The 23500-nt window shown below is 64.4% G+C and carries 24 protein-coding genes; 13 read left to right on the forward strand and 11 right to left on the reverse strand.

Annotated elements, in window-relative coordinates; all coding sequences use genetic code 11:
- Nucleotides 1-200: 200 nt before the first annotated feature.
- Entirely contained in the window at nt 201-761 is a 561-nt protein-coding gene (locus AC0L3K_RS04770; RefSeq protein ID WP_473256402.1) for an SET domain-containing protein, read from the reverse strand.
- 516 nt (nt 762-1277) lie between these two features.
- Nucleotides 1278-2003 carry a TetR/AcrR family transcriptional regulator gene (locus AC0L3K_RS04775; protein ID WP_354128049.1) on the reverse strand — a complete coding sequence of 242 codons (726 nt, stop codon included), beginning with the start codon at nt 2001-2003 and terminating at the stop codon, nt 1278-1280.
- 106 nt (nt 2004-2109) lie between these two features.
- Here AC0L3K_RS04775 and AC0L3K_RS04780 point away from each other — a divergent pair, with 106 nt between their 5' ends.
- The 6 genes from AC0L3K_RS04780 to AC0L3K_RS04805 all read left to right on the forward strand — a co-directional run bounded on the left by AC0L3K_RS04780 (nt 2110) and on the right by AC0L3K_RS04805 (nt 6367).
- Nucleotides 2110-3507, forward strand: coding sequence for a carotenoid oxygenase family protein (locus AC0L3K_RS04780; RefSeq protein ID WP_354128048.1), 1398 nt, complete (start codon nt 2110-2112; stop codon nt 3505-3507).
- 40 nt (nt 3508-3547) lie between these two features.
- Nucleotides 3548-3811, forward strand: a complete 264-nt coding sequence (locus AC0L3K_RS04785) for a hypothetical protein (RefSeq protein WP_354128047.1) — start codon at nt 3548-3550, stop codon at nt 3809-3811.
- Between the two features lie 77 nt (nt 3812-3888).
- Nucleotides 3889-4464 carry a hypothetical protein gene (locus tag AC0L3K_RS04790; RefSeq protein WP_354128046.1) on the forward strand — a complete coding sequence of 192 codons (576 nt, stop codon included), beginning with the start codon at nt 3889-3891 and terminating at the stop codon, nt 4462-4464.
- Nucleotides 4465-4476: 12 nt separating this feature from the next.
- The gene (locus AC0L3K_RS04795; protein ID WP_473365499.1) at nt 4477-5031 is read left to right on the forward strand and encodes an inner membrane-spanning protein YciB; all 555 of its coding nucleotides are present in this window, start codon (nt 4477-4479) and stop codon (nt 5029-5031) included.
- 104 nt (nt 5032-5135) lie between these two features.
- The gene (locus AC0L3K_RS04800; protein ID WP_007602176.1) at nt 5136-5432 is read left to right on the forward strand and encodes a hypothetical protein; all 297 of its coding nucleotides are present in this window, start codon (nt 5136-5138) and stop codon (nt 5430-5432) included.
- A gap of 14 nt (nt 5433-5446) precedes the next feature.
- Nucleotides 5447-6367, forward strand: coding sequence for an SH3 domain-containing protein (locus AC0L3K_RS04805; protein ID WP_354128045.1), 921 nt, complete (start codon nt 5447-5449; stop codon nt 6365-6367).
- 161 nt (nt 6368-6528) lie between these two features.
- Here the strand turns inward: AC0L3K_RS04805 and AC0L3K_RS04810 are convergent, their stop codons facing one another.
- Entirely contained in the window at nt 6529-8184 is a 1656-nt protein-coding gene (locus AC0L3K_RS04810) for a fumarate hydratase (RefSeq protein ID WP_354128044.1), read from the reverse strand.
- A gap of 245 nt (nt 8185-8429) precedes the next feature.
- Here AC0L3K_RS04810 and AC0L3K_RS04815 point away from each other — a divergent pair, with 245 nt between their 5' ends.
- The 3 genes from AC0L3K_RS04815 (at nt 8430) to AC0L3K_RS04825 (ending at nt 10228) form a co-directional block, all read left to right on the forward strand.
- Nucleotides 8430-8903 (forward strand): hypothetical protein, encoded by a 474-nt coding sequence (locus AC0L3K_RS04815; protein WP_007602170.1) that lies wholly within the window; start codon nt 8430-8432, stop codon nt 8901-8903.
- Nucleotides 8904-9264: 361 nt separating this feature from the next.
- A complete protein-coding gene (locus AC0L3K_RS04820; protein ID WP_007602169.1) occupies nt 9265-9438 on the forward strand; it encodes a hypothetical protein in 174 nt (57 codons plus the stop codon).
- Nucleotides 9439-9553: 115 nt separating this feature from the next.
- Nucleotides 9554-10228, forward strand: a complete 675-nt coding sequence (locus AC0L3K_RS04825) for a methyltransferase family protein (protein ID WP_473365500.1) — start codon at nt 9554-9556, stop codon at nt 10226-10228.
- 24 nt (nt 10229-10252) lie between these two features.
- Here the strand turns inward: AC0L3K_RS04825 and AC0L3K_RS04830 are convergent, their stop codons facing one another.
- The gene (locus tag AC0L3K_RS04830) at nt 10253-10960 is read right to left on the reverse strand and encodes a glutathione S-transferase (RefSeq protein WP_007602166.1); all 708 of its coding nucleotides are present in this window, start codon (nt 10958-10960) and stop codon (nt 10253-10255) included.
- Between the two features lie 186 nt (nt 10961-11146).
- The gene (locus tag AC0L3K_RS04835) at nt 11147-11827 is read right to left on the reverse strand and encodes a lectin (RefSeq protein ID WP_354128043.1); all 681 of its coding nucleotides are present in this window, start codon (nt 11825-11827) and stop codon (nt 11147-11149) included.
- A gap of 328 nt (nt 11828-12155) precedes the next feature.
- On the opposite strand from AC0L3K_RS04835, the gene AC0L3K_RS04840 reads away from it, so the two are divergent.
- The 4 genes from AC0L3K_RS04840 (at nt 12156) to AC0L3K_RS04855 (ending at nt 15683) form a co-directional block, all read left to right on the forward strand.
- Nucleotides 12156-13169, forward strand: a complete 1014-nt coding sequence (locus tag AC0L3K_RS04840; RefSeq protein ID WP_354128042.1) for an NrtA/SsuA/CpmA family ABC transporter substrate-binding protein — start codon at nt 12156-12158, stop codon at nt 13167-13169.
- Between the two features lie 182 nt (nt 13170-13351).
- The gene (locus tag AC0L3K_RS04845; protein ID WP_240543214.1) at nt 13352-14008 is read left to right on the forward strand and encodes an ABC transporter permease; all 657 of its coding nucleotides are present in this window, start codon (nt 13352-13354) and stop codon (nt 14006-14008) included.
- A 20-nt stretch (nt 14009-14028) separates the two neighbouring features.
- On the forward strand, nt 14029-14868 hold the full coding sequence (locus AC0L3K_RS04850; protein WP_007602161.1) for an ABC transporter ATP-binding protein: 840 nt from the start codon (nt 14029-14031) through the stop codon (nt 14866-14868).
- An 89-nt stretch (nt 14869-14957) separates the two neighbouring features.
- Nucleotides 14958-15683, forward strand: coding sequence for a Crp/Fnr family transcriptional regulator (locus AC0L3K_RS04855; RefSeq protein ID WP_007602160.1), 726 nt, complete (start codon nt 14958-14960; stop codon nt 15681-15683).
- A 10-nt stretch (nt 15684-15693) separates the two neighbouring features.
- Here the strand turns inward: AC0L3K_RS04855 and atzF are convergent, their stop codons facing one another.
- The 6 genes from atzF to fliQ all read right to left on the reverse strand — a co-directional run bounded on the left by atzF (nt 15694) and on the right by fliQ (nt 23335).
- On the reverse strand, nt 15694-17301 hold the full coding sequence (atzF, locus tag AC0L3K_RS04860) for an allophanate hydrolase (RefSeq protein ID WP_354128041.1): 1608 nt from the start codon (nt 17299-17301) through the stop codon (nt 15694-15696).
- Nucleotides 17246-18250 carry a Tim44 domain-containing protein gene (locus AC0L3K_RS04865; RefSeq protein WP_007602158.1) on the reverse strand — a complete coding sequence of 335 codons (1005 nt, stop codon included), beginning with the start codon at nt 18248-18250 and terminating at the stop codon, nt 17246-17248. Before AC0L3K_RS04865 ends, atzF begins: the two co-directional genes overlap by 56 nt.
- Before the next feature lie 205 nt (nt 18251-18455).
- Complete coding sequence (cckA, locus tag AC0L3K_RS04870; protein WP_354128040.1) at nt 18456-21038, reverse strand: cell cycle histidine kinase CckA; 2583 nt, start codon at nt 21036-21038, stop codon at nt 18456-18458.
- 154 nt (nt 21039-21192) lie between these two features.
- Complete coding sequence (gene flhB / locus AC0L3K_RS04875) at nt 21193-22272, reverse strand: flagellar biosynthesis protein FlhB (protein WP_007602156.1); 1080 nt, start codon at nt 22270-22272, stop codon at nt 21193-21195.
- Between the two features lie 11 nt (nt 22273-22283).
- Nucleotides 22284-23054 (reverse strand): flagellar biosynthetic protein FliR, encoded by a 771-nt coding sequence (gene fliR, locus AC0L3K_RS04880; RefSeq protein ID WP_007602155.1) that lies wholly within the window; start codon nt 23052-23054, stop codon nt 22284-22286.
- A gap of 17 nt (nt 23055-23071) precedes the next feature.
- Nucleotides 23072-23335, reverse strand: a complete 264-nt coding sequence (gene fliQ / locus AC0L3K_RS04885; RefSeq protein ID WP_007602153.1) for a flagellar biosynthesis protein FliQ — start codon at nt 23333-23335, stop codon at nt 23072-23074.
- Nucleotides 23336-23500 lie beyond the last annotated feature (165 nt).

Below are 23500 nucleotides of genomic sequence, written 5' to 3' on the forward strand. Positions count from 1 at the left end.
TTCGCATATCATATTTTTGGGTGAGTGCGCTGGTGGGGGTTTTGGGGCGGGGGGTGCGGCCTCAACTCTGGGTGTGGGCGCGGGTCTTCCGCGCCCGACCCAGTATTCCAGAGGCAGTCGTCGCATACGAAAAGGCCGCGGCGTACTGGATGCCCCGCTTTCGCGGAGCATGACAGTTGTGCCAGAAGCTCGAAATCAGGCTACGCCCGCGCGCGCCCGTTGGCTTTGCCAACAGCGACGCCGTTGAGCTTCTTCTTTTTGACGGGCTTCGCCCCCGCCTTCTGCGCTTTACGCTCCGCGCGCGCCTTCACCTTGGCGCGTTCGGCCCGCGCTTCCGCGCGCAGCTTCTTGCGCTTCTTCTCGCAAGATTCGCACTTGCAGCCGATCGGCTTCAGGTAGGCTTTGAAATAATCGGTGCCGTAGTCGTAATTGATCTCGTCGCCCGGCTCGATGTTCTTGATGGCGCGGATGAAGACCTTGCGCTCGCGCGGCCGGACGTCGGATTCGGCGTTGGGCCGGCACGAATGGTTGATGTAGCGCGCGAGGTTCTTGCGCACCGAGCCGTCAATGGTCCAGCGGCCGTTGAGCTCGAACAAATATTTGTTCTCGATGTCGTCGTGCTCGGGAATCCGGGAGTCCAGAATCGGTCCGTAATAACGGATGATCCGGGTGCCCTTCTTGATCGGCTTGGTGGCGAAGAGGCCGAGCCCGGTTTTCGAGCGGCCGACGCGATAAGGTTTGTTGGACGAGGTGGCTGGCATGATCACGAAAAACGAGGACGCGAACAAGGCTGAAAGAGCCCAAGCGAAGCCGCTCTTCTAGAACGATTCCGCGCCCCTGTCAGGTGTCTGTCGACACTGTTTGAACCTTGCCCACAATCAAGACGTCTGATGGTACGGAGTTCCCGCTCGACTAAAGGCGTCGTCATGTTCCGCATCACCACCGCAACCTTGGCCATATTGCTCCTGGCCATGTTGCTGATGTGCAGCGGTCTCGGCCGCGCCGACGCCCAATCCGTGGGCAGCCAATATAGCTCGACGGCCTCGAAGGATTGCCGCCAGATCGGCAAGCCCAGCGACCCGGCTGCCACCCGGCCCCGTCTGCCACGTCGCCTATGTCGACGCGATCGCCAACCCGAACGCCAATGAGCTCGCGCGCAAGGCCGCGGACGAGTTCGCCCGCAGTTTTACCTGCGGCAAGGACGAGGTGAAGATCGTCGGCGCGCGCGGCCGAGCCGTCGAGCTCGCGACGATGCGCTAGGCGCTCGCGGCAAGCCATCAAGGGCCCGGCGGCTTCCCCGTCACGGGCGACATCAGCATCGCCTCGAGCAGTCGTTCGGGAGTCGTGCCCTCGGGCAGGCGCCCCAGAATATCCTCCAGCCGCCCATCGAGCAGCAGCATGGTAAAACCATGTACCATCGACCACGCGCGCGCGATCGCGGCGCCCTGATGGAGCGTCAGCGCGTCGCCGCTGATCTGCTCCTGCCGCATCATGCCGACGGCATTGGCGAGCCCGGCAAAGGACGCCTCGGCGGCCTCGTGCAGCGACGGCCTGGAATAGTCGAGGCGCTCGGTGCGGAACATGATGCCGTACATGCCGGGATGAGCCTGGGCATAGGCAACATAGGCTTTCGGCCGCGCCAGCGCGCGCTCGAGCGGGGTGGTGGCGGAGTCGGAGGACGACGCCATCGCCGCATTGAACTGGCGGAAGCCAACCGCCGCGAGCTCACTGAGAAGTCCGGTGAGGTCGCCGAAATGATGGGTGGGCGCGGCATGCGAGACGCCCGCCTCGCGCGCCACGGCGCGCAATGTCAGGCCGGCGAGCCCGTCACGCTCCAGCACCCGTTCGGCGGCCTGGAGCAGCGCCTCGCGCAGCGCGCCGTGGTGATAGGGCGCCTCGGCCTTGACGCTCGCCGTCCGTCGCGCGAGGCGCGCCGGGGCGCTCGCCTTCTTTGGGGTGCGCGCACCGCGCGCGGTTGCTGTCCTGATTTCGCTCTTGCCCATAGGCCAGCTATAAGACGCAATATTTACAGTGTAAAGATTTCACTTGACCAGAACTCCTCGTACGACTATTTGATCTTTACGATGTAAAGATGAGGGAGGATACGCCGTGCAGCAGGACGCCGTTGCCGAACGCCGCCACAATCTCGGTCCGATTCCGTTCGAGGCCGACGCGCCCTTCCTGAAAATCATCGGTGAATTGCCGCGCGAGCTGAACGGCACGCTCTATCGCAACGGCCCCGATCCGCAGTTCGAGTCGCCCGGCGCGCACTGGTTCGTCGGCGACGGCATGCTGCACGCCTTTCATCTAGAGAACGGGCGCGCCAGCCATCGCAACCGCTGGATCCGCACGTCGAAATGGCTGGCCGAGCACGATGCCGGCCGCGCGTTGTTCGGCGGCTTTGGCCGCAAGCTGCCGGATGCCCCGGCGAACCTGACCGACGGCGGCGTTGCGAATACCAACATCATCTTCCATGCCGGCAAGCTGCTTGCGCTGGAGGAGTTGCATCTGCCGACTGAGATCGAGCCCGGTACGCTCGCGACGCGCGGCTATCACAATTATCAAGGCCGCATCGCCGGCACCTTCACCGCGCACCCGAAGATCGATCCCGTCACCGGCGAGCTGGTGTTCTTCGGCTACAATGCGGCGGGACCGCTGACGCCTGCCCTCTCCTACGGGTCGATCGATGCGTCCGGTAAGGCGACGCGCTTCGAACGTTTCGAGGCGCCCTATGCCAGCATGGTGCACGACTTCATCGTCACGGAAAACCACCTGCTGTTTCCGATCCTGCCCCTCACCGGCAGCATGGAGCGCGCGATGAGCGGGCGGCCGCCCTATGCCTGGGAGCCGGACAAGGGCGCCTATGTCGGCGTGATCAAGCGCAAGGGCAGCGCGAAGGACATCGTCTGGTTTCGCGCTGAGGCCTGCTACGTCTTCCACGTCATGAATGCATGGGAGGAAGGTGACCGCATCATCGCCGACGTCATGCAGTTCGAGGAAGCACCACTGTTCACGCATCCCGACGGCACGCCCACCAATCCCGAGAAATCCTTCGCCCGCCATTGCCGCTGGACGTTTGATCTTGCCGGGAATACCGACCGCTTCCAGCAGACCTATCTCGACGATCTCACCGGCGAATTCCCGCGCATCGACGACCGCCGCGCCGGATTGAAGAGCGGTCACGGCTGGTACGCCTGCGCCAATCCGACGCTGCCGATGTTCGGCGCGTTGTCCGGCGTCGTCCATGTCGATGGCAAGGGCAAGCGCCTCGGCCATTATCTGCTGCCGGCCGGCGACACCATTTCTGAACCGGTCTTCGTCGAGCGGTCGAAAGATGCGGCAGAAGGCGATGGCTGGCTGCTGGCGGTGGTCTGGCGCGCGCGGGAGAACCGGAGCGACCTCGCCGTGTTCAACGCCAGGGATGTCGAGGCCGGCCCGGTCGCGTTGGTGCAGCTCGGCCACCGCGTGCCCGACGGTTTTCACGGCAATTGGGTCGGCGCGCAGTAGCTGTTCCTCGTCATCGCGGATGCCACCAAAGAGGTCTCTGATGCACATGCCATCGATCACTGCGGACTATCTCGTCGTCCTGGTCCTGATCTGCGCCGCCCTCACACTTCAGATGATCCAGCCGCGGCGGAGCGGCCAAACCGTCTTCAACGGCGGTATCTTGCTCGCCCTCGTCCTCTTGGTCACCTGTGCGTTACCTGCGCTGTCCTACCTGCCCTGGGCCGGATTCATCGACGAAATGGCCGACCAAGCCGTTGCAGCAATTCAATTTTTGGAAGTCGCTTACGTCATTTTGACACTGTAAAGATTTTGCTTGACCCCGCTCCGCCCGTGACTTATTGATCTTTACATCGTAAAGATAAGGCCTGACCGAGGCGGACCATGGCGATTTTCCTGATCCTCGCGCCCTACGGCGCCTTCACCTTCCTGATGCTGATGACATCGGCCACGATCAGCGTATTCGTGGCCTCGGCAATCTGTCTCGCCACCGTCGCGATCGATGTCGTGCGCGGTCGATCGGTGAAGATCCTGGCGATGAGCTCGGCGCTGCTATTCGCCGCAATCGGCATCCACCTCGCGCTGTTCGATCCGGCGCTCGGCACACTCGGTGTCAAGCTGTCGGTCGACATCGGCATCTTCGTCATCTCGCTCGGCTCGATGCTGGTCCGCCGTCCATTCACGCTGCAATACGCGCTGGAGGCCGTGCCGGCCGAGACCGCGGCAATGCCCGGCTTTCTCTATGCCAATTACGTCATCACCGGCGCATGGACTGCGGCTGCGCTGCTGATGGCGGCCGCCAATCTCGTGCTGCTCTATGTCCCCGGCCTGCCGCTCTGGTCGAGCCTTGCGGTCGCCTTCGCCGCCCGCAACAGCGCGATGTACTTCACAAAATGGTATCCCGAATATCGGCAGATCACGTACGGTGCGCCGGCCAGCGCACTGCCCCACACTCGCTGAACAGGATCGACGATGAAGGACGTATTCGCCCGCCTCGCCTCCGACCTCTTCTCCGCCATCGTCTTCCTGGTCATCTACCTCGTGACCGACAACGTCGTCCTGGCAACGTCGGTGGCGATTGCCGGAGCGATCGCGCAGCTGATCTACGCGCGCGTCAAGGGGCAGCAGGTCAATTACATGACCTATGCGAGCGTCGCGCTCGTCGTCGTGCTCGGCACGATCACGCTGCTGACCAACGATCCCCGCTTCATGCTCGCAAAGCCCTCGATCGCGCATTTCGCGATCGGCGCCATCATGCTCAAGCGCGGCTGGATGCTGCGCTACATGCCGGCGATCGTCGTAGAGACCGTTCCGGAATATGTGACGGCTGCAGGTTATGCCTGGGCTGCGCTGATGTTCGTGATCGGCGCCGGCATGATCGCCGTCGCCTCCACAGGCGATCTGAAGCTGTGGGCGTTCTACATCACGGTGGTCGCGGGCGGCGCCAAGATCCTCGCCTTCGCCGTGCAATATGTCGTGCTCCGTCTCATCGTCACCAGCCGACGGCGCGCCGCCGCCCGCGCCTAAATGCCTCCGACGGAGCGTTAGGCGCGGGCGACGAGTTGCGCTATACGCTCGGCCGGGACTGGCCCGCGGATCGTCGCGGTCCGCCGGGATCTTGGGAGACGCGAATGGCCGTCGACGGCAACTGGACTCTGACCCTGACAACCCCCATGGGCGAGCGCAAGGCGACGCTGAGCCTGACGGCTGCCGGCGGCACGCTCACAGGGACGCAGGGTGCGGAAGGCGATACAGCCGAGATATTCGACGGCACCGTCAGCGGCGATGCCGTCAACTGGAAGGTCTCGATCACCAATCCGATGCCGTTGACGCTCGAATTCATCGGAACCGTCTCGGGCGACAGCATGAGCGGTGAGATGGGCATCGGCCCGATGGGCAGCTTCCCGTTCACCGGCACGCGCGCCTAAGCCGCGCGGCAACCGTGCGCGCGCTCGGTCTCATCGCGGCGACGATCCTGTGTGTCGCGACACAAGCGGCGCGCGCGGACGACGCCGAACCGGCGTGGCGGGCAAGCGCGCTCGCCATGCTACCGGCAGGCTATGTTGCCGGCACGGCCTATCGAACCGAAGGTTCGACGGGCTACCTCGCCGTCTATCCGATCTCGTCGAACGATCCGAAGTCGCCTGCAAGCGTTTTCGGCGCGCGCCAGGCTCTTGTGGTCGCGCTGACGTCGGATGCGACGCGCGCAGTCTCGGCCGCATTGAAGCCGCGTAGCGGGCCGGATCCTGACAACGACGACACCGAATTCGCAAAGCTGCACGCCGATCTCGCCGCCAAGCGCTCGACGCTTCCCGACGGCACCGAGCCGTGCGATCTCGGCGCCTGGTCCGTCGACAAGGATCCTGATGGCCTCAACGTGCGTGCCGAACCATCGACCAAGGCGCGTGTGCTCGGCACGCTTCCGCCGCCCTACCTGCTCAAGCTCGGCGGCAGCGAGAACACGCCCGATGGCGGCTGGCTCACCGAATTCCGCATCATCGGCTTCAAGAACGGCTGGTTTCTGATCGAAGGCGCCAAGCCGCCGGGCAAGGACTACGAGGACGACAAGAAATATCCGCGCAGCGCGCCAAAGCCCTATGCCGGACGCGGCTGGGTCGCCTCCAACAAGGTCGGCGCGGCCTACGCCAATGGCGCGACCCGCATGGGCGGCCTGTTCCAGGCGCCCTTCGTCGATGCGAAATGGATGCCGGCCCAGCGCGAGCTCGGCGGTCCGATCGACACCGATGGCGGGCCGAAGCACATCTTTGCTTGCAGCGGCCTCTGGGGCCTCGTCGAGAGCCAGGACGGCGTCCGCGGCTGGTGGCGCGGGCTGTGCTCCAACCAGGTCACGAATTGCAGTTAGCCTGCGGCCCATCCTTCGAGACGCCCGCCTCCGGCGGGCCCTCAGGATGAGGTCATGTTTCGCGGCGAGATATCAGACCCTCATGGTGAGGAGCCCGCCAAAGCGGGCGTCTCGAACCATGCAGGCCGAGCTCTTCCGGCACTCCGGAGCGAGGCGAAGAGCTAGCCCAGATTCAGCTCCTTGAAGAAGTCGTTGCCCTTATCGTCGATGATGATGAACGCCGGGAAGTCGACGACCTCGATGCGCCAGATCGCTTCCATGCCGAGCTCGGGATATTCGAGCACCTCGACTTTCTTGATGCAGTGCTCGGCAAGATTCGCCGCGGCACCGCCGATAGAGCCGAGATAGAAGCCGCCATATTTCTTGCAGGCCTCGCGCACGGCCGGCGCCCGGTTGCCCTTGGCGACCATCACCATCGAGCCGCCGGCGGCCTGAAACTGATCGACGAAGGAATCCATGCGGCCAGCGGTGGTGGGGCCGAACGCACCGGAGGCGTAGCCCTCGGGCGTCTTGGCGGGGCCGGCGTAATAGACGGGATGGTTCTTGAAATAGTCCGGCAGCGGCTCGCCCTTGTCGAGCCGCTCGCGCAGCTTGGCATGCGCGGAATCGCGCGCGACGATCATGGTGCCGGTCATCGAGACCCGCGTCTTGGTCGGGTACTTCGAGAAGGTGGCCAGGATATCCTTCATCGGCTGGTTGAGATCGATCTTGACGACCTCGCCGCCCAGCGACTGCTCGACCTCAGGCAAATACTGCGCCGGGTTGTGCTCGAGCTCTTCGAGATAGACGCCGTCCTTGGTGATCTTGCCGAGCACCTGGCGATCGGCCGAGCATGACACGCCCAGCCCGATCGGCAGCGAGGCACCGTGACGCGGCATGCGGATCACGCGCACGTCGTGGCAGAAATATTTTCCGCCGAACTGCGCGCCGACGCCGAGCGACTGCGTCATCTTCAGGATTTCCTGCTCCATCTCGAGATCGCGAAACGCGTTGCCGTCGGGCGAGCCGTGGGTCGGCAGCGCGTCGAGATAGCGAGCCGACGCCAGCTTCACCGTCTTCATGCAGAGCTCGGCCGAGGTGCCGCCGATCACGATGGCGAGGTGATAAGGCGGGCACGCCGCAGTGCCCAGCGTCAACACTTTCTCCTTGAGGAAGGCGAGCAGCCGGTCCTTGGTCAGCACCGAGGGCGTGGCCTGGAACAGAAAGCTCTTATTGGCGGAGCCGCCGCCCTTCGCCATGAACATGAACTTGTAGGCGTCATCGCCTTCGGCATAGATCTCGCACTGCGCCGGCATGTTGTTGGCGGTGTTCTTCTCCTCGTACATCGACAAGGGCGCGACCTGCGAGTAGCGCAGATTGCGGCGCAGGTAAGCATCGCGCGCGCCCTCCGACAGTGCCGCCTCGTCGTCACCGTCCGTGATGACGTTGCAGCCCTTCTTGCCCATGATGATCGCGGTGCCGGTGTCCTGGCACATCGGCAGCACGCCGCCGGCGGCGATGTTGGCGTTCTTGAGAAAGTCCAGCGCGACGAACTTGTCGTTCGGGCTCGCCTCGCCATCCTCGAGGATCGCGCGGAGCTGCTTCAGATGACCCGGCCGCAAATAGTGGTTGATGTCGCCAAAGGCGGCTTCCGACAGTGCCCGCAGCGCCTCGCGCGACACCACCAGCATGTCTTTCCCCAGCACCTTCTCGACCCGCACGCCCTCGGCTGTGATCTTCTTGTAGGGCGTCTCGTCCTTGCCCAGCGGAAACAGCGGCGTGTGCCTGTAAGGCGGAACGGGCTTTGCGGGGTCGGGGAAGGCGGTGGGAGCGTTCATGGGCTGGAATCTCGGGGTTTTGGAGCCCTCGCGTGGGCCCCTTTCATAGAAGCGTTCTAAGCTTTTTTGCCGCAAAGGGAAGGCGCTCTGGTGCGGTCGGGGCATCCCGATTCGGCGCATGGCGAGCTATTTTCGGCGGCTGTCGGCGGACACCAGGCCCTCATGACGCCAGTGAAGACCCTGATGCACCCCTTGCGCTACGCGCGGGACGACGGTTGAATGCGCCCGCTAAGGGGCTTTTCATCATGACATTGAACTTGCACGTCCGCGGCGCGATCCTGGTCGCCGCCGCCATCACCGGCCTTGTGACCCTCGCCGCACCCGCGCGCGCGGACCGCTGCGATGACAGCGCCAAGGAGCTGGCGAACCAGGTCGATCGCCTCAAGGTGAATTTCCGCGCCGCGAATGTCGTCTACCTGACGCATCCCGCGGCCAAGGAATTGTCCGTGGCTTGCCGTGGCGACAAATATTCGATCGAGCTCTATGCCAAGGGCGATCGCAAGCCGAAACCGGAGTTCTTTGCGCTGGTGGGGTCGATGGCGGCGATCGTCTTCACCGTGACCAAGGACGATACGACGACGGGCGCGACACGCTGCCTGAAGCGGATGGGGCTCTTGCGCGGCGACAAGATCAGCATGCGTTATCGGCGTCTCAACATGGAATGCACCCGCACCAAGACGGATGCGTCCATCGCGATCACGCGCGGCAAAGACGAATAGGCGGCTCCCGCGCGGTGTGCGTCTGACAGCACACCGCCCACTACAGACTCCGTCATTGCGAGCGCAGCGAAGCAATCCAGAAACCCCCCCCGGGGCCCGACGGGATTTGGTTGCGGGGGCGGCCAATGCCCCGCGGGGTCCGCGCCCCCCACACCCCCCCGCCCTTCGGCCCCCCCCCCCACAAAACCCACCCCCCCCCCGCCCCCCCCCGGGGGGCGGGGGCGGCGCCCCCCAATACCCCGAGGAGAGGTCCGAGAGCACATCCCACCGCACCAGATCCCTCGCATTTTAACGATTGGCTTGAAGGAAATTTCGCTCCTCGCGGCGCAGTGTCAATGTTTCCATGTGCGAGGATTTCTGGATGAGCGTTTCCACCGTTTCGCCGCCGCCGATCGCGATCGTGGTGCCGAGCTACGACTCGACCAAGCAGCAGGACGATCAGATCAAGACCAAGGACAACGACCCGACCTATAAGCCGCCGCCGCCTGCACCGCTGCCGCCGGGTCAGGGTACGCGGATCGATCAGCTCGCCTGATCAACCGCGTCGAAGATGAAATGCCCGATCCGGTCGATCGGGCTTTTCGCGTGTCCGGCCGCATCTTCGCCGGATAGCAGGACCAATATCGTGCGCGGCTACCTGAGACCTGCGCATGATCGCAAGACTGCTGTTACAGAGCACGATCACCACCGCCGCCATGGGCGCGCTGCTGTTCGTGTCCGCCGGAACCCTGCATTGGCCGTCGGCCTGGGTGTTCCTCGCGACCTCCGCCCTGCTCGGCCCGCTCGGCGGCTGGTGGCTTTACCGGGTCGACCCCGCACTGCTCGCCGAACGTCTGCGGCCGGTCCTGCAAAAGGACCAGCCCGCTGCCGACAAGGTGTTCATGACCGTCTTCGTCGTCGCGATGCTGGTCTGGCTGGCGGCGATGGGGCTCGACCGGCGTACGCTGTCCTCCGACATGCCGATGGCGCTGCAGATGCTCGGCCTCGCCCTGTTCCTGCTTTCGACGCTGTTCATCCTCTGGGTCTTCCGCGAGAACTCGTTCGCGGCGTCCGTGGTGAAGCTGCAAGCCGAGCGCGCGCAGCGCGTGATCTCGACGGGGCCTTATGCCCATGTGCGTCATCCCATGTACAGCGGCATGATCCTGTTCTTCGCCGGCGTGCCGCTGCTTCTGGGTTCATGGTGGGGACTTCTGATGGCGCCGCTGTTCATCGCATTATTTGCGGTCCGCATTCGCATCGAGGAGCGCACGCTACGCGAGGGCCTGCCGGGGTATGCCGACTATGTGACGCGCGTGCGCTATCGGCTGCTGCCTGGCGTGTGGTGAGCGCGCGCGTCACTCCGCTGTGCTTTAACCATCCAATTCGCGGTAGCGGCGGAAGATGCCCTGCTCGTTGAAGGGAATGCGGCGCTCGCTATCGAGATAAGCCTTGATGTTCGGCCGCGCGGCGACGCGGTCGTGCAGGCCGACGAGGGCCGGTATCTCTGTCTCGAACGCCTCCATCCGCTTCGGAAACGCATAGCGCAGCCCCGCGACGAGCTGGAACAGCGAGAGATCGACATAGGTCAGCTTGCGGCCGGTGACATAGGCGGCGCCATTGTCCTCGAGGAGCTGCTCGAAATAGCCGAGATATTTCGGCACGCGCTCGCCCCAGAAGTCGGCGGTGCGCTTCTTTGCCGGCGGTTTCTGATCTTCGTAGTAGAGCGAGGGCCCGAGCGGGTGATGGGTGTCGTGAATCTCGACCACGAAATCGGTGATCGTCAGCTGGAGCTGATGCACCCAGAGTTGCCCCGCCTCCGACTTCGGGGCGAGCGCGTGGCGGGCGCCGATATAGAGCAGGATGTTCGCGGTCTGGCCGATGACGAGCTTGCCGGCTTTGAGGAACGGCGGCGCAAAGGGCGGCGTGCCCTTGTGCGCCTCCATCATCTTCATCATCGCAGCTGTGCCGCGTGGGCCACGCGCCGCGTCGACGTATGCCGCGCCCGCCTCCTCCAGCGCCAGCCGCACATATTCACCGCGGCCCTGGATCTCGGGCCAATAATAGAGCTCGTATTTCATGGAAGGGGTCCGTGAGCGTGGAAGCGACAGGACCAATTTATCACGCGCGACAAGGTTCCGTAAGGATGAGGCTGAACGGCGGCACCACACGCTCCGTCATTGCGAGCGCAGCGAAGCAATCCAGACTGTCACCCTGGAGCGACTCTGGATTGCTTCGTCGCTGCGCTCCTCGCAATGACGGCAGCCTCAATTCGATGCGAAGCAATACAGCAGCCCGTCGCCGCCGGTGCTCTTCAGATCGGCCTGCGAGCAGCCGCCGTCGGGACCGCGCGAGGGATGCGAGCTGTTCCACGATTTCGACGGCTCGTCATCGCGCAGGCCTTGACGGTCGGCGTGGCCGACGACCGCCGCGCCTTGCGTGCTCGACGTCCAGTTCTTGCAGGTCTTGTCGTCACCCGCGGGAAATGCGCTGCCGTCGGCTTGCGATCCCGTGAGGATGTCGTGCCGGTTCGGCGTGTCGCCGCGGCCGTTGATGACCTCGCCCTTCTCGCTGAGCGCGGTCTGCTTGGTGAGGTTGTTGGCCGCCCCGTGCAGGTCGGCAACGTCCTTGGCGATTGCAGCGCCCTTGGCGTTCTGCCACGGTCCCTTGCCGATGCGGTCGCGCGCGTTGACGGCCGGCTTGCCGTCGGCGGCCTGCGTGGAGAGATAGGCGCGCCAGGTCTTACTGCCGGCGCCGCCGGCCTGGCCCAGCTTCTGGCACTGCGCATCGGCCCCCTCCAGGCCGCCGAGATCGGCGCCTCTGCCAGGACCATTGGACGTCACGAAGAACGTCATGTCGGCCGACTGCGCTCGCGCCGATGGCGCCGCAAGCAAGGCCGCAGCGAGCGCGAGGCCTGTAATCGTCGCGGATCTCTCGATACGGATCATCCTGTCCTCCCTTTGTGTTTTTGTTGGCCGCCAGATTTCAACCCGACGCCGGCCCGCTTATTCCAATGCCGCGATGCGAGACGCCCTGGTTTTTCATGTCGTCTGCGATCAGTTGGTCAGCGGGATCGCCGACGATTCCCAGCCGCTTCCCGACTGCCATGTCGATTAATTGCTTCCCGGGACAAGGGTGCCGGGCGAGCATACCAAATGGGCCGATCCTCAAGTGATCGTCCAGGGGAGGACGCGGGGGACTGTGGCGGGACCGTTCAGGGCGGTATCCGCGATCACATCGGGGCTGCGCAGGGCGCGGCGCAAGGGGGAGATCGTCATGCACCGGACCACCATCCGCCCAATCACGACAATTGCCGGCCGTGCCACCCTTTGCTGCCTTGCCATCGGTCTTGCCATCGGTCCGAACTGCGCCTTGGCCGCGGAACTGCTCAAAGCCCGACTTGCGCAAAACCTCGGACCGATCTCCGGCATTGCGATCGTCGCCAAATCGAAGGGAATCTTCGAAAAGAACGGACTGGACATCACAGTCTCGAACTTCACGTCCGGCAAGCAGTGCTTGGACACGGTGATCGGGGGCGGCGCCGACATCGCGACGACGGCCGAGGCGCCGGTCACCGCTTCGGCGATGGCAAACCAGCCCATCGCGTTCGTCGCCGGCATGGAATATTCCGATCTCAAGACGCTGGTCGCGGCCAAGGCCGGCATCAAGACCAAGGAAGATCTTCGCGGCAAGCGAATCGCCTTTACTGCCGGCACCGGCAGCGAGGTTTACACGGCGACCTTGCTGAAGTCGGTGGGATTGACGCCCAAGGATGTCACCCTCGTCAATCTGCGGCCGCAGGAGATGCTGCCGGCACTTGCAGCCGGAAGCATCGACGCGTTCGACACCTGGGAGCCCCACGTCGCCAACGCGAAGAAGGCCCTGGGCGAAGCCGTCACTGAGGTCGATACAAAGGGCACCTACTCCGAGACGTTCAATATCGTCGTCATGAAGTCCTATCTGGACGCCAACCCCGTGCTGGTCGAGAAGTTCATCGCCGCACTGATCGATGCCGAGGTCTGGATGAAGGAACACCCGGATGAAGCGATCACGACAGTGGCGGACGCGGTTGGAATGAAGCGGGACGAACTCGCGCCCATCTGGGCCGACTATGTTTACCGGGTGCGTCTCGATGACCGGCTGATCGAGATTCTGAAGACCCATTCCGCATGGCGCCTCGAGAGCGGCAACCATCCTCCGGGAGCGGCGATGCCCGACTTCAGCAAGATCATCGTCACCGAGCCACTGAAAAAGGTCGACCCCGCACGCGTCACCCTGTCGTGGAAATAGGCACCCGCGCGGCCATGCAGGAAGCCACTTCAGCGGGACGCGATATTGCCATCCGCGCTGGCGGTCGCGCTCGGCGGCCGAATTCAGTTCGGCTTCGCCGCCTCAATATTCTGGTCGGGGCGCTTTCGCTTCCCTTGTTCATTGGGCTCTGGGAACTGATCTCCCGTTCGGGGACCGTCAACATGGTGCTGTTTCCACCGCCGACGGTGGTTGCTGCGGCCGTGCTTGAGTGGATACGAAGCGGACAGTTCTTTAGCGATCTGTTGGCCAGCCTCTTTCGCGTCACCACGGGATTCATCATAGGCGGCGCGCTCGGCATCCTGCTCGGTGTTCTCACCGGCCAATTCCCCGTTATCTCGAGCTTGCTGTCCCCGCTATTCCATATCTTGCGGCCTATTCCGCCGATTGCGTTCGTGCCGATCGTCATCCTCTGGTTCGGCCTGTCGGAGGCGGGAAAATTGTTCCTCGTCGTATGGGGCGTATTCTTCACGGTATGGCTTTCGACTCACATCGGCGTGCAGAAGGTCGACCGTGGTCTAATTCGGGCGGCGTTGATGCTCGGCACGCCCCGACGGCAGATGCTGCAGGAGATCGTGCTGCTGGGCGCGCTTCCCTACATTGTGGTCGGGTTGCGCACCGCCGTCAGCATCTCCTTCTATACGCTTGTCGCGGCTGAACTGGCCGGCGCTTTCGCCGGCATCGTCTACAGGATCGAGATTGCGCAGCAGAATTTGCAAACGGGCCAGGTCATGGGCGGGCTCGCAGCGCTCGGGTTGATGTCGTTCATCGCCGACCGGCTGTTTGCGGCTCTTGCCGAACGTATCGTCTGGTGGCGCTGATGTCGGGATCTCGATCGGGCATGAAACTGGCGCTGGCAAGTTCGCCTGCCTCCGTCGAATCGGCCCGAAAACAACCGGCCATTCAAGTCTCGAACCTGAGCATCGTCTTCGACACCAAGCGCGGGCAAATGATTGCGGTCGATCGCGTTTCGTTTGACGTGGCGCCTGGCGAGTTCGTTTGCATCGCCGGGCCCTCCGGCTGCGGCAAGTCGACGGTGCTCAATACGATCGCCGGGCTGGAAGTGCCGTTCGAAGGCGAGATCCTGGTCGAGGGCGCGCCCGTCTACAGTCCGCGTCCCGATGTCGGCATGGTGTTCCAGCAGCCGCATCTCTTTCCCTGGAAGTCCGTCCGCAGCAACATCGCCCACGGCCCCCGGATGCTCGGGAAGTCCAAGACGGAAGCGTATGCCATCGCCGACGATCTGATCGCGATGGTTGGCCTCAAGCGTTTCGCCGACGCTTATCCGAACACGCTGTCCGGCGGCATGCAACAGCGCGTGGCGATCGCGCGAGCGCTGGCCAATCAGCCCCGTGTGCTGCTGATGGACGAGCCCTTCGGGGCGCTCGACGCGCAGACCCGCGCGGTGATGCAGGACAATCTGCTGGCGCTGCGCGACCGGATCAAGGCGACAATCGTATTCGTGACGCATGATATCGATGAAGCCATCGTGCTGGCCGACCGCGTTCTCATCATGAGCGCGGGACCCGGCCGCATCCTGCGCGAAGTCGCGGTCAAGCTGCCGCGCCCACGGTCGAGTTCTGTCATGGTCGAGCCAGCTTATCTGTCGCTCAAGAAGGATTGTCTCGACGTCATCCGCGCAGAAGGGTTGCGGGCGTTCAATCAGTCGGACGCGGACTGATGACGCGGAGCCCGCGGGTCTGAGGCGGACGCAGCGGGCTGGCATGGTTCTTGAATATTCGATGCCGGGTCTCACATGCGGAGCCGGCCATGCACAGGGCGAACAGCGCGATAGCGGCAGGTGTGATGCTCGCGGAGTCGGACGATCTCGTCAGACCGCTGCCCGGCTTGCTGGATGGTCTCAACCGGGCTGATTGCAATCGCTTGCGTGCGATCGGACGCGAAAAGATCCTGGAAGCCGGCCAACTGGTTTGGTCTCAGGGCGACGCACAGGCCGGGATCTACCTGATCAGCGAGGGACGCATACGCAGCTACTATGCTGCACCGTCGGGGCGCGAAGTCACGCTCGCCTATTGGTTTCCCGGCAACTTCGTCGGCGGGCCCGACATATTCGGGACGGGCCCGCACATGTGGACATCGGTTGCAGCCGAGCGCAGCCGGTTGACGTTCATGCCCGGACCGGCGCTGCGGCGGCTTGCGCTGGAATCGCCGACGATTGCCGTCGCCTTGCTGGATGCCCTCGCATTCAAGGCGCGATGCTATTCGGCGATGGCCCAGATGCTTGGGACGCGCTCGGTGACCGAGCGGCTGCACAGCCTGCTGATCTTCCTGTCGCACGTCTACGGCGTGAAGCGCGACAACGAGGTCTTCGTCGGCATGCCGTTCACCCACGGGGATCTCGCCAACCTCATCGGATCCACCCGCCAATGGGTGACCGTGCAACTCGCGCGGCTCCAGGACGAAGGCGTGATCAGATACGAAAGATCCGTGATTTCGATCCTGGATATTTCTACGCTCGGGCAGGCGATGGGATAATGTCCGCCCTTTAGCCGCCAGACTTCAATTCGAACGCCGATCCGTCTGCGCCTGCCTCGAACCGCCGCGCCAGTCCGATCAGCGCGCGATCGTGCCAGGCCGGCGCTAGCAGGGTCACGCCCATGGGCATGCCGTTTGACAATTTCGCATTCGGAACGGCGACGCCGCAGAGATCGAGTAGATTGGCAAAGTACGAGTAGTAGCCCAGACGATTGTTGAGGGTGATCGGATCACGATGCATCTCCTCCAGTGTGAACGGCCGCGGTGCAGTCGGAACCACCAGGGCATCGATGCCGGCAAAGATTGCTTCGGCGTCGCGGCGAAGCCGGTGCAGCCGGTGAATGGCGCCAAACGTGTCGATCGCCGAATAGCCGGCGGCTGAGCCCAGCACGGTCCTCGTGACATCAAGCAAGGAGCCGGATTCGACATCGATGAGAGAAGCGATGGCGGAGCGCCGCTCAGCGACCCAGGGACCGCTGAACATCAACTCCCCCGCTTGGCGGAATGGGGCGAAGTCCACCTCGATCGCCGTTCCTCCGATATGAGCAAGACGTTCGCAGGCGCTCTCGTAGAGTTCGCCGCATTCCGACATGCCGAAGCATTCGAGATCTGCTGGCGCAACGCGGCCGAACCGGAATGATGCCGCCGCCCCGTTGGCGGAGAAAAAGGTTCTGGGCAGGCGGCTGTAGGGATCTTCGAAATCAAACCCTTCGATGATGTCGAGGATTGCTTCGCCGTCGCTGACGGTATTGCAGAATACCGACACGCAATCGATCGTCGGACAATTCGGCACCAGGCCACGTGATGACACCAGCCCAACGGTCGGCTTGATTCCGACGATGTTGTTGAACCCGGCAGGTATGCGCCCCGAGCCGCCGGTATCGGTGCCGAGCGCAAAGGCGACGTGCCCCGCCGCCACGGCGACCGCGGAGCCGGAACTGGAACCGCCCGCAACATAGCGGGCATCGGCAACCGACGCGCAGGGGCCATGGGGCGAGCGCACGCCGGACAGGCCTGTGGCGAACTGATCGAGATTGGTCTTTCCGAGGCAAATTGCGCCGGCTGCGGTGAGGCGTTCGACGCTATGCGCGGAATGCCAGGGCGTGTAGCTGAACGCCGGACATGCGGCAGTGGTCGGCATTCCCGCAACGTCGATATTGTCCTTCACACCAAAGGGAATGCCGAGCAGCGGAAGATTTTCGCCCGTCCGCGCGCGCGCCACCAGCTTATGGCATTCTTCGAGTGCCTCCTGCCGTGGGCGAAGATAGATCCAGCAATTGCGGTCGCGCTCGGCCTCGATCCGGTCATACGCCGTTCCGATCGCCTCCAGCAGCAGGGACGAACTCCTGGCAATGCCTTCGTAGTTTGTCCTGAGGCGCGCGACACACTGGCTCACGGAATATCTCCTCATCCAACCGGCAGGCGCGAAATTGCGGCAGCTCTGCGCGGCCAACAAGCAATTAAGTGCTTCGCCCAAATGGCCGCCTGACCGAAACGCGCAGCTCAAACAAAAAGGGCGCCGTGCCGAAGCACGACGCCCTCGTTTGTCGCTATACGCGCGATCAGTTGGTCTGCTGGATTGCCGACAATTCCCAGGCGCCGCCCGGACGTCGGGCAAAGGTCCAGACTTCGGTGGCCTCGCCCGGCTGCTCGCTGCCGGCGACGATTGCGCCGGTATTGCGGTCGAGCGTCTTGTCGGTGAGCGCGAAGCGCAGCGCCACCGTCGCGTAATCGGTCTCGCCTTCGCGCCAGGATTCCGCGAGGTCGCCCTGCAACAGCTTCACGCCGCTGACCTTGTTGACGACATTGCGCGCGCGGTTCTGGCCGAGGTCCTGCTCGAAATAGGAGACCATTTCCGGCGTCGCCAGCGTGTGCAGCTTGGCCACGTCCTCATTCGACCACGCGGTCTGGACATCGCCGAGCAGGCGCTCGAACGCTTCATAGTCGTCCGGCTTGATCTCGAGCGGGGCGTTGTTGGCGCCGAATCCGAAGCCGCCGCCAAGACCGCCGCCAAGACCACCACGGTTATTCGCCTGCGGTCCCGGACCGGCACCGGCGTCAGCGTTGGCATAGGCCGCCTGCGGGGTGTGCCGGCGCTGCCACCAGGACATCGCCAGCCGAACCACGAGCACCACGAGCACGATCTGGATGATCAGGCCGATGATCGACGACAGGCCGCCGAGGCCGCCGAACAGGCCACCGCCGAACAGCATGCCGAGCAGGCCGGCGCCGAGGAACCCGGCCGCAAGGCCGCCCAGGAAACCGCCACCGCGGCCGAACAGGCCGCCACGCGCGGGTGCGGCGGCAGCCGAATTCATGCCTGCGCCCGGCTGGGTGTAGGTCCGATTGAACTGCGAGGTCGAGCCCGGCGCGGTCGTGGTTGATGGCGGGGCCGAATAGGTGCGCGAACCGCGCGAACCAGACGACATGCCGCCACCGACGCGCGCGTCGGCGGACGAGATCGCCAGCGCAGTCGGCAGCGCAAGCGCCAGCACGACGGCAATCGTCTTGAAGAGGCTGCGGGAGCGTTGCGAGAAATTCATGTTGGTTTCCCAGATCCCCGGCATGGGGACGTGCCCCTAAGATGGGCAGCCTTCCGTAAAAAGGAAGCCACTATCGGAACTTATGGCTGCGGCCCTCAGTCGCGGGGATGTGGCAAAAGCCCATCTTTGGCGGCAGCTTGGCCGGGCGTGCGAAGGAGCCGCGGTCGCGGGTTACCGGTCACTTGTGCGACGGGAGTTCCGGTTTCCCGTCGTCATGGCGTCGAGGCCCTCACCCCGCCTTCGCCATCGTCTCCTTCACGGCCGCCACGAGCTGGCTGAGCGTGAACGGCTTGGGCAGGAAGTCGAACTGCTGGCCTTCGGGCAGGCTCTTCTCGAATGCGTCTTCCGCGTAGCCGGAGACGAAGATGAACTTGATGTCGGGATTCTTCTCGCGCATCGCCTTGAGCAGTGTCGGGCCGTCCATCTCCGGCATCACGACGTCGGACACGACGAGATCGATTCCGCCGCTCTGCTCTTCCAGTACCTCCAGCGCCTCGACACCGTTCTCGGCCTCGACCACTGTGTAGCCGCGCGAGCGCAGACCGCGCGCGTTGAGCGCGCGCAGGCCCTCTTCGTCCTCGACCAGGAGGATGGTGCCCTGTCCGGTGAGATCGGTGCGGGGCTTGGCGTCCGTCACGGACCCGGCTTCCTTCGCGGCACCATTGCTGGCGCCAACGACCGGCGCCGGCTGCTCGACCTGCACCTCCGGCTCGGCATGATGGCGCGGCAGGAAGATCTGGAACGAGGTGCCCTGCCCCGGCTCGGAGTCCACATAAATGAAGCCACCGGTCTGCTTGACGATGCCATAGACGGTGGAGAGCCCGAGGCCGGTGCCCTTGCCGACTTCCTTGGTCGAGAAGAACGGCTCGAAGATCTTGTCGCGGATATCGGCGGGGATGCCGGTACCGGTGTCGGCGACCTCGATCCGCACGTAGTCCGCTGCCGGCATGCCCTTGTAGGCCAGCCTGGCCGCTTCCTCGGTGGTGACGTTGGCGGTGCGGATGATCAGCTTGCCGCCGTCGGGCATGGCATCGCGCGCGTTGACCGCGAGGTTGACGATGACCTGCTCGAACTGGGAGACGTCGACCTTGACCGGCCAGAGATCGCGGCCGTGGATGGTCTCGTGCTTGACCTTCTCGCCGATCAGGCGACGCAGCAGCATGGCGAGATCAGAGAGCGCATCGCCGAGGTCGAGCACCTGCGGCCGCAGTGTCTGCCGCCGCGAGAACGCCAGCAACTGCCGCACCAGCGTGGCGGCCCGCGTCGCGTTCTGCTTGATCTGCATGATATCCTGGAACGACGGGTCGGTCGGCTTGTGCGCGTTCAGCAGGAAGTCGTTCGCCATCATGATGGCGGAGAGCACGTTGTTGAAGTCGTGGGCGATGCCACCGGCGAGCTGGCCGACGGTCTCCATCTTCTGCGACTGATTGATCTGGTTCTCCAGCGCGCGCCGCTCGGTGGTCTCGAGCATGTGCACGATGGCGACTTCGGCGTCGTTCTCGGCCGCGTCCACGGGCGTGACGAAGAACTGGCCCCAGCGCTCTCTGGTTCCTTCGAGCGCCACTTCGACCGGCGCGACGTCGGCCTGGCCCTCCGCGGCCTGGTTGATGGCCGCGATCAAAAGATGCCGGTCGCGCGAATTGACCGCGCGGAAGATCGACTTGCTGGCGCTGTCGAGCCCTAGCGCCTGCCCGAGCTTGGCGTAGCGCGCATTGGCGCGCACGACGTTGCCGCCGCGGTCGACGGTGGCGATCGCCATCGGGGTATGGTCGAAGAAGCGCATGAAGCGCACTTCGGCGGCACGGTCCGGGTCACTGCGCTCGTCGCGGGCACGGCTGATCACCAGCGTGCGCGACGGGCCCGGCGCGCCGTCGGCGCCGAAGGCGAGCTTGTGATACAGCCGCACCGGCATGGTCTTGCCGGTACGCATGCGCAGGTCGATGTCGAAGACCTCGGTCTTCACCTCGCCCGGCACCGCCACGATCGCGGTCAGCAGTGAAGCGCCGTCGCCGGAGACGATGTCGGTGAGCTTCAGCCCGCCCGAGCCGATCTCGGCGAGGTCGTAGTCGAGCCAGTTTGCCAGCGTCGCGTTGACATAAGCGAGCTCGCCGGCCGGATTGACCGAGAAAAAACCGCAGGGCGCGTGATCGAGATATTCGATCGCGTGCTGGAGTTCCTGGAACACGTCCTCCTGGCGCTCGCGGTCGCGGGTGATGTCGGCGATCGACCACACCGCGTATCTCGTCTCGCGCTTGCCGGTGCCGAGGGGCCGCACCCGCATGCGCAGCCAGCGGCCCTGGCTGCCGTCGTGGCCGGAGATGCGCACCTCTTCCTGCTGCCGCTTGCCTTCGCGCGCGGCTTTCAACAGGCGGAACACCGCCTCGGAGACGTCGGGATTGCCGATGAAGACGCGTTCCACGGGGCGCACGTCCTGTGGCCCGGCGGCGCCGGTCAGCGTCAGATAGGCCGCATTGGAATAGACCACATGGCCGCGCGGGTCGGTCACGGCGAGGCCGTCAAAGGCGTGGTCGGCGATGCGCCCCATCACGGGATCGTCGAGATTGCGATCGACGAAGCGGATGATGCCGGCGGCGAAGGCGAACAGGTTGAACAGGCCGACCATCGCCAGCACGGCGAGGATGCCGAGGATATAGGGCTGGGCCTGCGCGCGCCCAAGCGTCATCAACCCGACGGCAACGGCGACGAGGCCGGCGGCCACCAGCAGCACCAGCGCAATGCTGCCCGAGCGCGGCGACGGCTCGTGCGCCGCAACGGGCTCGCGTGTGAGGTCGTGGTCGGTCTCAGCAGTCATCTCAAGCTGGCACAGCCTGTCGGCAGAGAATCAACGCGCTACAGGGCGCGCAGGGTCCTCCCTGCCTGAATCGGACCCGCAGGCGCAAGGGCGGCAGGGGCGAAAGGTACGCTGATTCCCAGATTACGGCCATTTCCAGTACTTTTCAGGGGTATTATTGCCGGCTGGCACCGAATCCGCTCTTCAGACGCATGACGTAGCCGATCACTTCGGCGACCGCATGGTAGTGCTCGGTCGGGATTTCCTCGTCGATCTCGACGGTGGCGTAGAGCGCGCGGGCCAGCGGCACGTTCTCGACGATCGGGATGTCGTGCTCGCGCGCGATCTCCCGGATCTTGAAAGCGAGGTTGTCGACGCCCTTGGCGACGCAGATCGGCGCCGACATGCCGCGCTCGTAGGACAGCGCGATCGAGTAGTGGGTCGGGTTGGTGATGATCACGGAAGCCTTGGGAACCGCCGCCATCATGCGCTTCTTCGAGCGCTGCTGGCGCAGCTGCCTGAGCTTGCCCTTGATGTGCGGGTCGCCTTCGGACTGCTTGAACTCTTCCTTGATCTCCTGGAGCGACATCTTCTGCCGCTGGAACCAGCTGCGATACTGGAAGAAATAGTCGCCGATGGCGATGATCGCGAGCGCCGCGACCACCGCGCCGAGCAGGTGAATGGTCAGGCTGGTGGAGGCGCCGAGCAGGGCGGCCGGATCGAGCCTGACCATCGCTTCCATGCGATGCCGCTCCGGCCACAGGATCATGGTCATGACCGCGCCGAGCACGATCAGCTTGCCGAGACCCTTGAGGAAGTTCGCCGCCGCTTGCTTGCCGAAGATGCGCTTGAGGCCCTCGGCCGGCGACAGCTTGCTGAACTTGGGCTTGAGAGATTCGGCCGACCAGACCAGGCGGTGCTGCAGCACGTTGCCGGCAATTGCAGCCAGCACCAGCATCAGCAGCGGCACGCCCACCGCCGCGAGCACAGCGACTTCGATCTGCTGCATCAGGGCGAGCAGCGCCCTGCCGTCGGTCTTGATCATCCAGGAATTGGCGAGCAGGTTGCGCATCGGCGCCAATAGCCCGCTACCGACCGATCCTGAGAAGCTCGAGACCACCAGCGTGGCGCCCGCAATCATGAACCAGGTGTTGATCTCCTGGCTCTTGGCGACGTCACCGCGTTCGAGCGCCTCTTCGAGACGTTTTTGCGTCGGGTCTTCTGTTTGACTCTCTGGATCGTTGTCTTCCGCCATCGATCACCCGGTCACTTGAGTGGCATCATCTGGTGCATGACACCGATGAAATAGTCGAGATAGGTACCCATCATCGCCGTGAGCACCACGGCGAGCACCAGGAAGCCGGCGAAGATCGAGAGCGGCACGCCGACGAAATAAACTTGCATCTGCGGCATCAGCCGCGCCAGCACGCCGAGCCCGATGTTGAAGACGAGGCCGAACACCAGGAACGGGCCGGAAAGTTGCAAGCCCAGGCGGAACGCGGCGGCAAAGGCGCGCGTCGCCAGCGCGGCGACATCGCCGCTCGACACGGTCTCGCCCGGCGCGAAGATCGTATAGCTGTCGTTCAGTGCCGCGATCACCAGATGATGACTGTCGGTGGCGAACAGCAGCGTGACCCCCAATATCGTCAGGAAGTTGCCGACCAGCACGCCCTGCTGTCCCTGCGTCGGATCGACCGAGGTGACGAAGCCGAGCCCCATCTGCTGCGCGATCACGGCACCGGCAACCTGCAGCGCCGACAACGTCACCCGCGCGGTCGCCCCCAGCACGATGCCGATCACGATCTCATGCAGCATCAGGACCAGCAGCGGCGCGATCGAACCCATGTCGACCTGATAGGCGTTGCGATGCAGCGGCAGGATGATCAGCGTGAGCAGCAGCGCGATCGACAATTTGATCCGTGTCGGGATATTGGTCTCGCCCAGGCCCGGCAACAGCATCACCATCGCGCCGACCCGGGCAAAGGCGAGCATGAAGGAGGCGGCAAGCGCCGGCAGCAGCGAGACGTCGATGCGCATGATGGGCGCATAGTGCCTCAGCCGCCGATGATTCGCGACGATATCCGCAGCATGTGGGAATGCAGTGCGTCGGCCATGAACGGCAAGGCCAACAGCATTGTGGCAAAGATGGCCAGGATCTTCGGCACGTAGATCAGTGTCTGCTCCTGGATCTGCGTCAGCGCCTGGAACAGCGACACGACGACGCCGACCACGAGGCCGACCAACATCAGCGGCGACGACACGATCACGATGGTCCAGATCGCATCACGCGCGACGTCGAGGGTTTCCGGTCCGGTCATTGCACAATTCCTTTGTCTTATTCCTCGCCTCCCACCGCTCTTGCGAGCGATGCGAAGGCCTATCCCCCGTGCATGGGGGGCGGGGGGCGGGGACCACCCGGCGCGGGGCGGGTAAGGGGGGGGTTGTGTTGGGGGGCGGGCGCGGGGGGGGTGGGGGGGGGGCGG

The sequence above is a fragment of the Bradyrhizobium sp. MI1.10 genome (genome assembly GCF_055811035.1).

What these genes read in the sequence shown, in the direction of transcription:
- AC0L3K_RS04770 (WP_473256402.1), bottom strand. Translation starts at nt 761, where the DNA reads ATGCCAGCCACCTCGTCCAACAAACCTTATCGCGTCGGCCGCTCGAAA.
- AC0L3K_RS04775 (WP_354128049.1), bottom strand. Translation starts at nt 2,003, where the DNA reads ATGGGCAAGAGCGAAATCAGGACAGCAACCGCGCGCGGTGCGCGCACC.
- AC0L3K_RS04785 (WP_354128047.1), top strand. Translation starts at nt 3,548, where the DNA reads ATGCACATGCCATCGATCACTGCGGACTATCTCGTCGTCCTGGTCCTG.
- AC0L3K_RS04790 (WP_354128046.1), top strand. Translation starts at nt 3,889, where the DNA reads ATGGCGATTTTCCTGATCCTCGCGCCCTACGGCGCCTTCACCTTCCTG.
- AC0L3K_RS04795 (WP_473365499.1), top strand. Translation starts at nt 4,477, where the DNA reads ATGAAGGACGTATTCGCCCGCCTCGCCTCCGACCTCTTCTCCGCCATC.
- AC0L3K_RS04800 (WP_007602176.1), top strand. Translation starts at nt 5,136, where the DNA reads ATGGCCGTCGACGGCAACTGGACTCTGACCCTGACAACCCCCATGGGC.
- AC0L3K_RS04810 (WP_354128044.1), bottom strand. Translation starts at nt 8,184, where the DNA reads ATGAACGCTCCCACCGCCTTCCCCGACCCCGCAAAGCCCGTTCCGCCT.
- AC0L3K_RS04815 (WP_007602170.1), top strand. Translation starts at nt 8,430, where the DNA reads ATGACATTGAACTTGCACGTCCGCGGCGCGATCCTGGTCGCCGCCGCC.
- AC0L3K_RS04820 (WP_007602169.1), top strand. Translation starts at nt 9,265, where the DNA reads ATGAGCGTTTCCACCGTTTCGCCGCCGCCGATCGCGATCGTGGTGCCG.
- AC0L3K_RS04825 (WP_473365500.1), top strand. Translation starts at nt 9,554, where the DNA reads ATGATCGCAAGACTGCTGTTACAGAGCACGATCACCACCGCCGCCATG.
- AC0L3K_RS04830 (WP_007602166.1), bottom strand. Translation starts at nt 10,960, where the DNA reads ATGAAATACGAGCTCTATTATTGGCCCGAGATCCAGGGCCGCGGTGAA.
- AC0L3K_RS04835 (WP_354128043.1), bottom strand. Translation starts at nt 11,827, where the DNA reads ATGATCCGTATCGAGAGATCCGCGACGATTACAGGCCTCGCGCTCGCT.
- AC0L3K_RS04840 (WP_354128042.1), top strand. Translation starts at nt 12,156, where the DNA reads ATGCACCGGACCACCATCCGCCCAATCACGACAATTGCCGGCCGTGCC.
- AC0L3K_RS04845 (WP_240543214.1), top strand. Translation starts at nt 13,352, where the DNA reads ATGGTGCTGTTTCCACCGCCGACGGTGGTTGCTGCGGCCGTGCTTGAG.
- AC0L3K_RS04850 (WP_007602161.1), top strand. Translation starts at nt 14,029, where the DNA reads ATGAAACTGGCGCTGGCAAGTTCGCCTGCCTCCGTCGAATCGGCCCGA.
- AC0L3K_RS04855 (WP_007602160.1), top strand. Translation starts at nt 14,958, where the DNA reads ATGCACAGGGCGAACAGCGCGATAGCGGCAGGTGTGATGCTCGCGGAG.
- AC0L3K_RS04865 (WP_007602158.1), bottom strand. Translation starts at nt 18,250, where the DNA reads ATGCCGGGGATCTGGGAAACCAACATGAATTTCTCGCAACGCTCCCGC.
- cckA (WP_354128040.1), bottom strand. Translation starts at nt 21,038, where the DNA reads ATGACTGCTGAGACCGACCACGACCTCACACGCGAGCCCGTTGCGGCG.
- flhB (WP_007602156.1), bottom strand. Translation starts at nt 22,272, where the DNA reads ATGGCGGAAGACAACGATCCAGAGAGTCAAACAGAAGACCCGACGCAA.
- fliR (WP_007602155.1), bottom strand. Translation starts at nt 23,054, where the DNA reads ATGCGCATCGACGTCTCGCTGCTGCCGGCGCTTGCCGCCTCCTTCATG.
- fliQ (WP_007602153.1), bottom strand. Translation starts at nt 23,335, where the DNA reads ATGACCGGACCGGAAACCCTCGACGTCGCGCGTGATGCGATCTGGACC.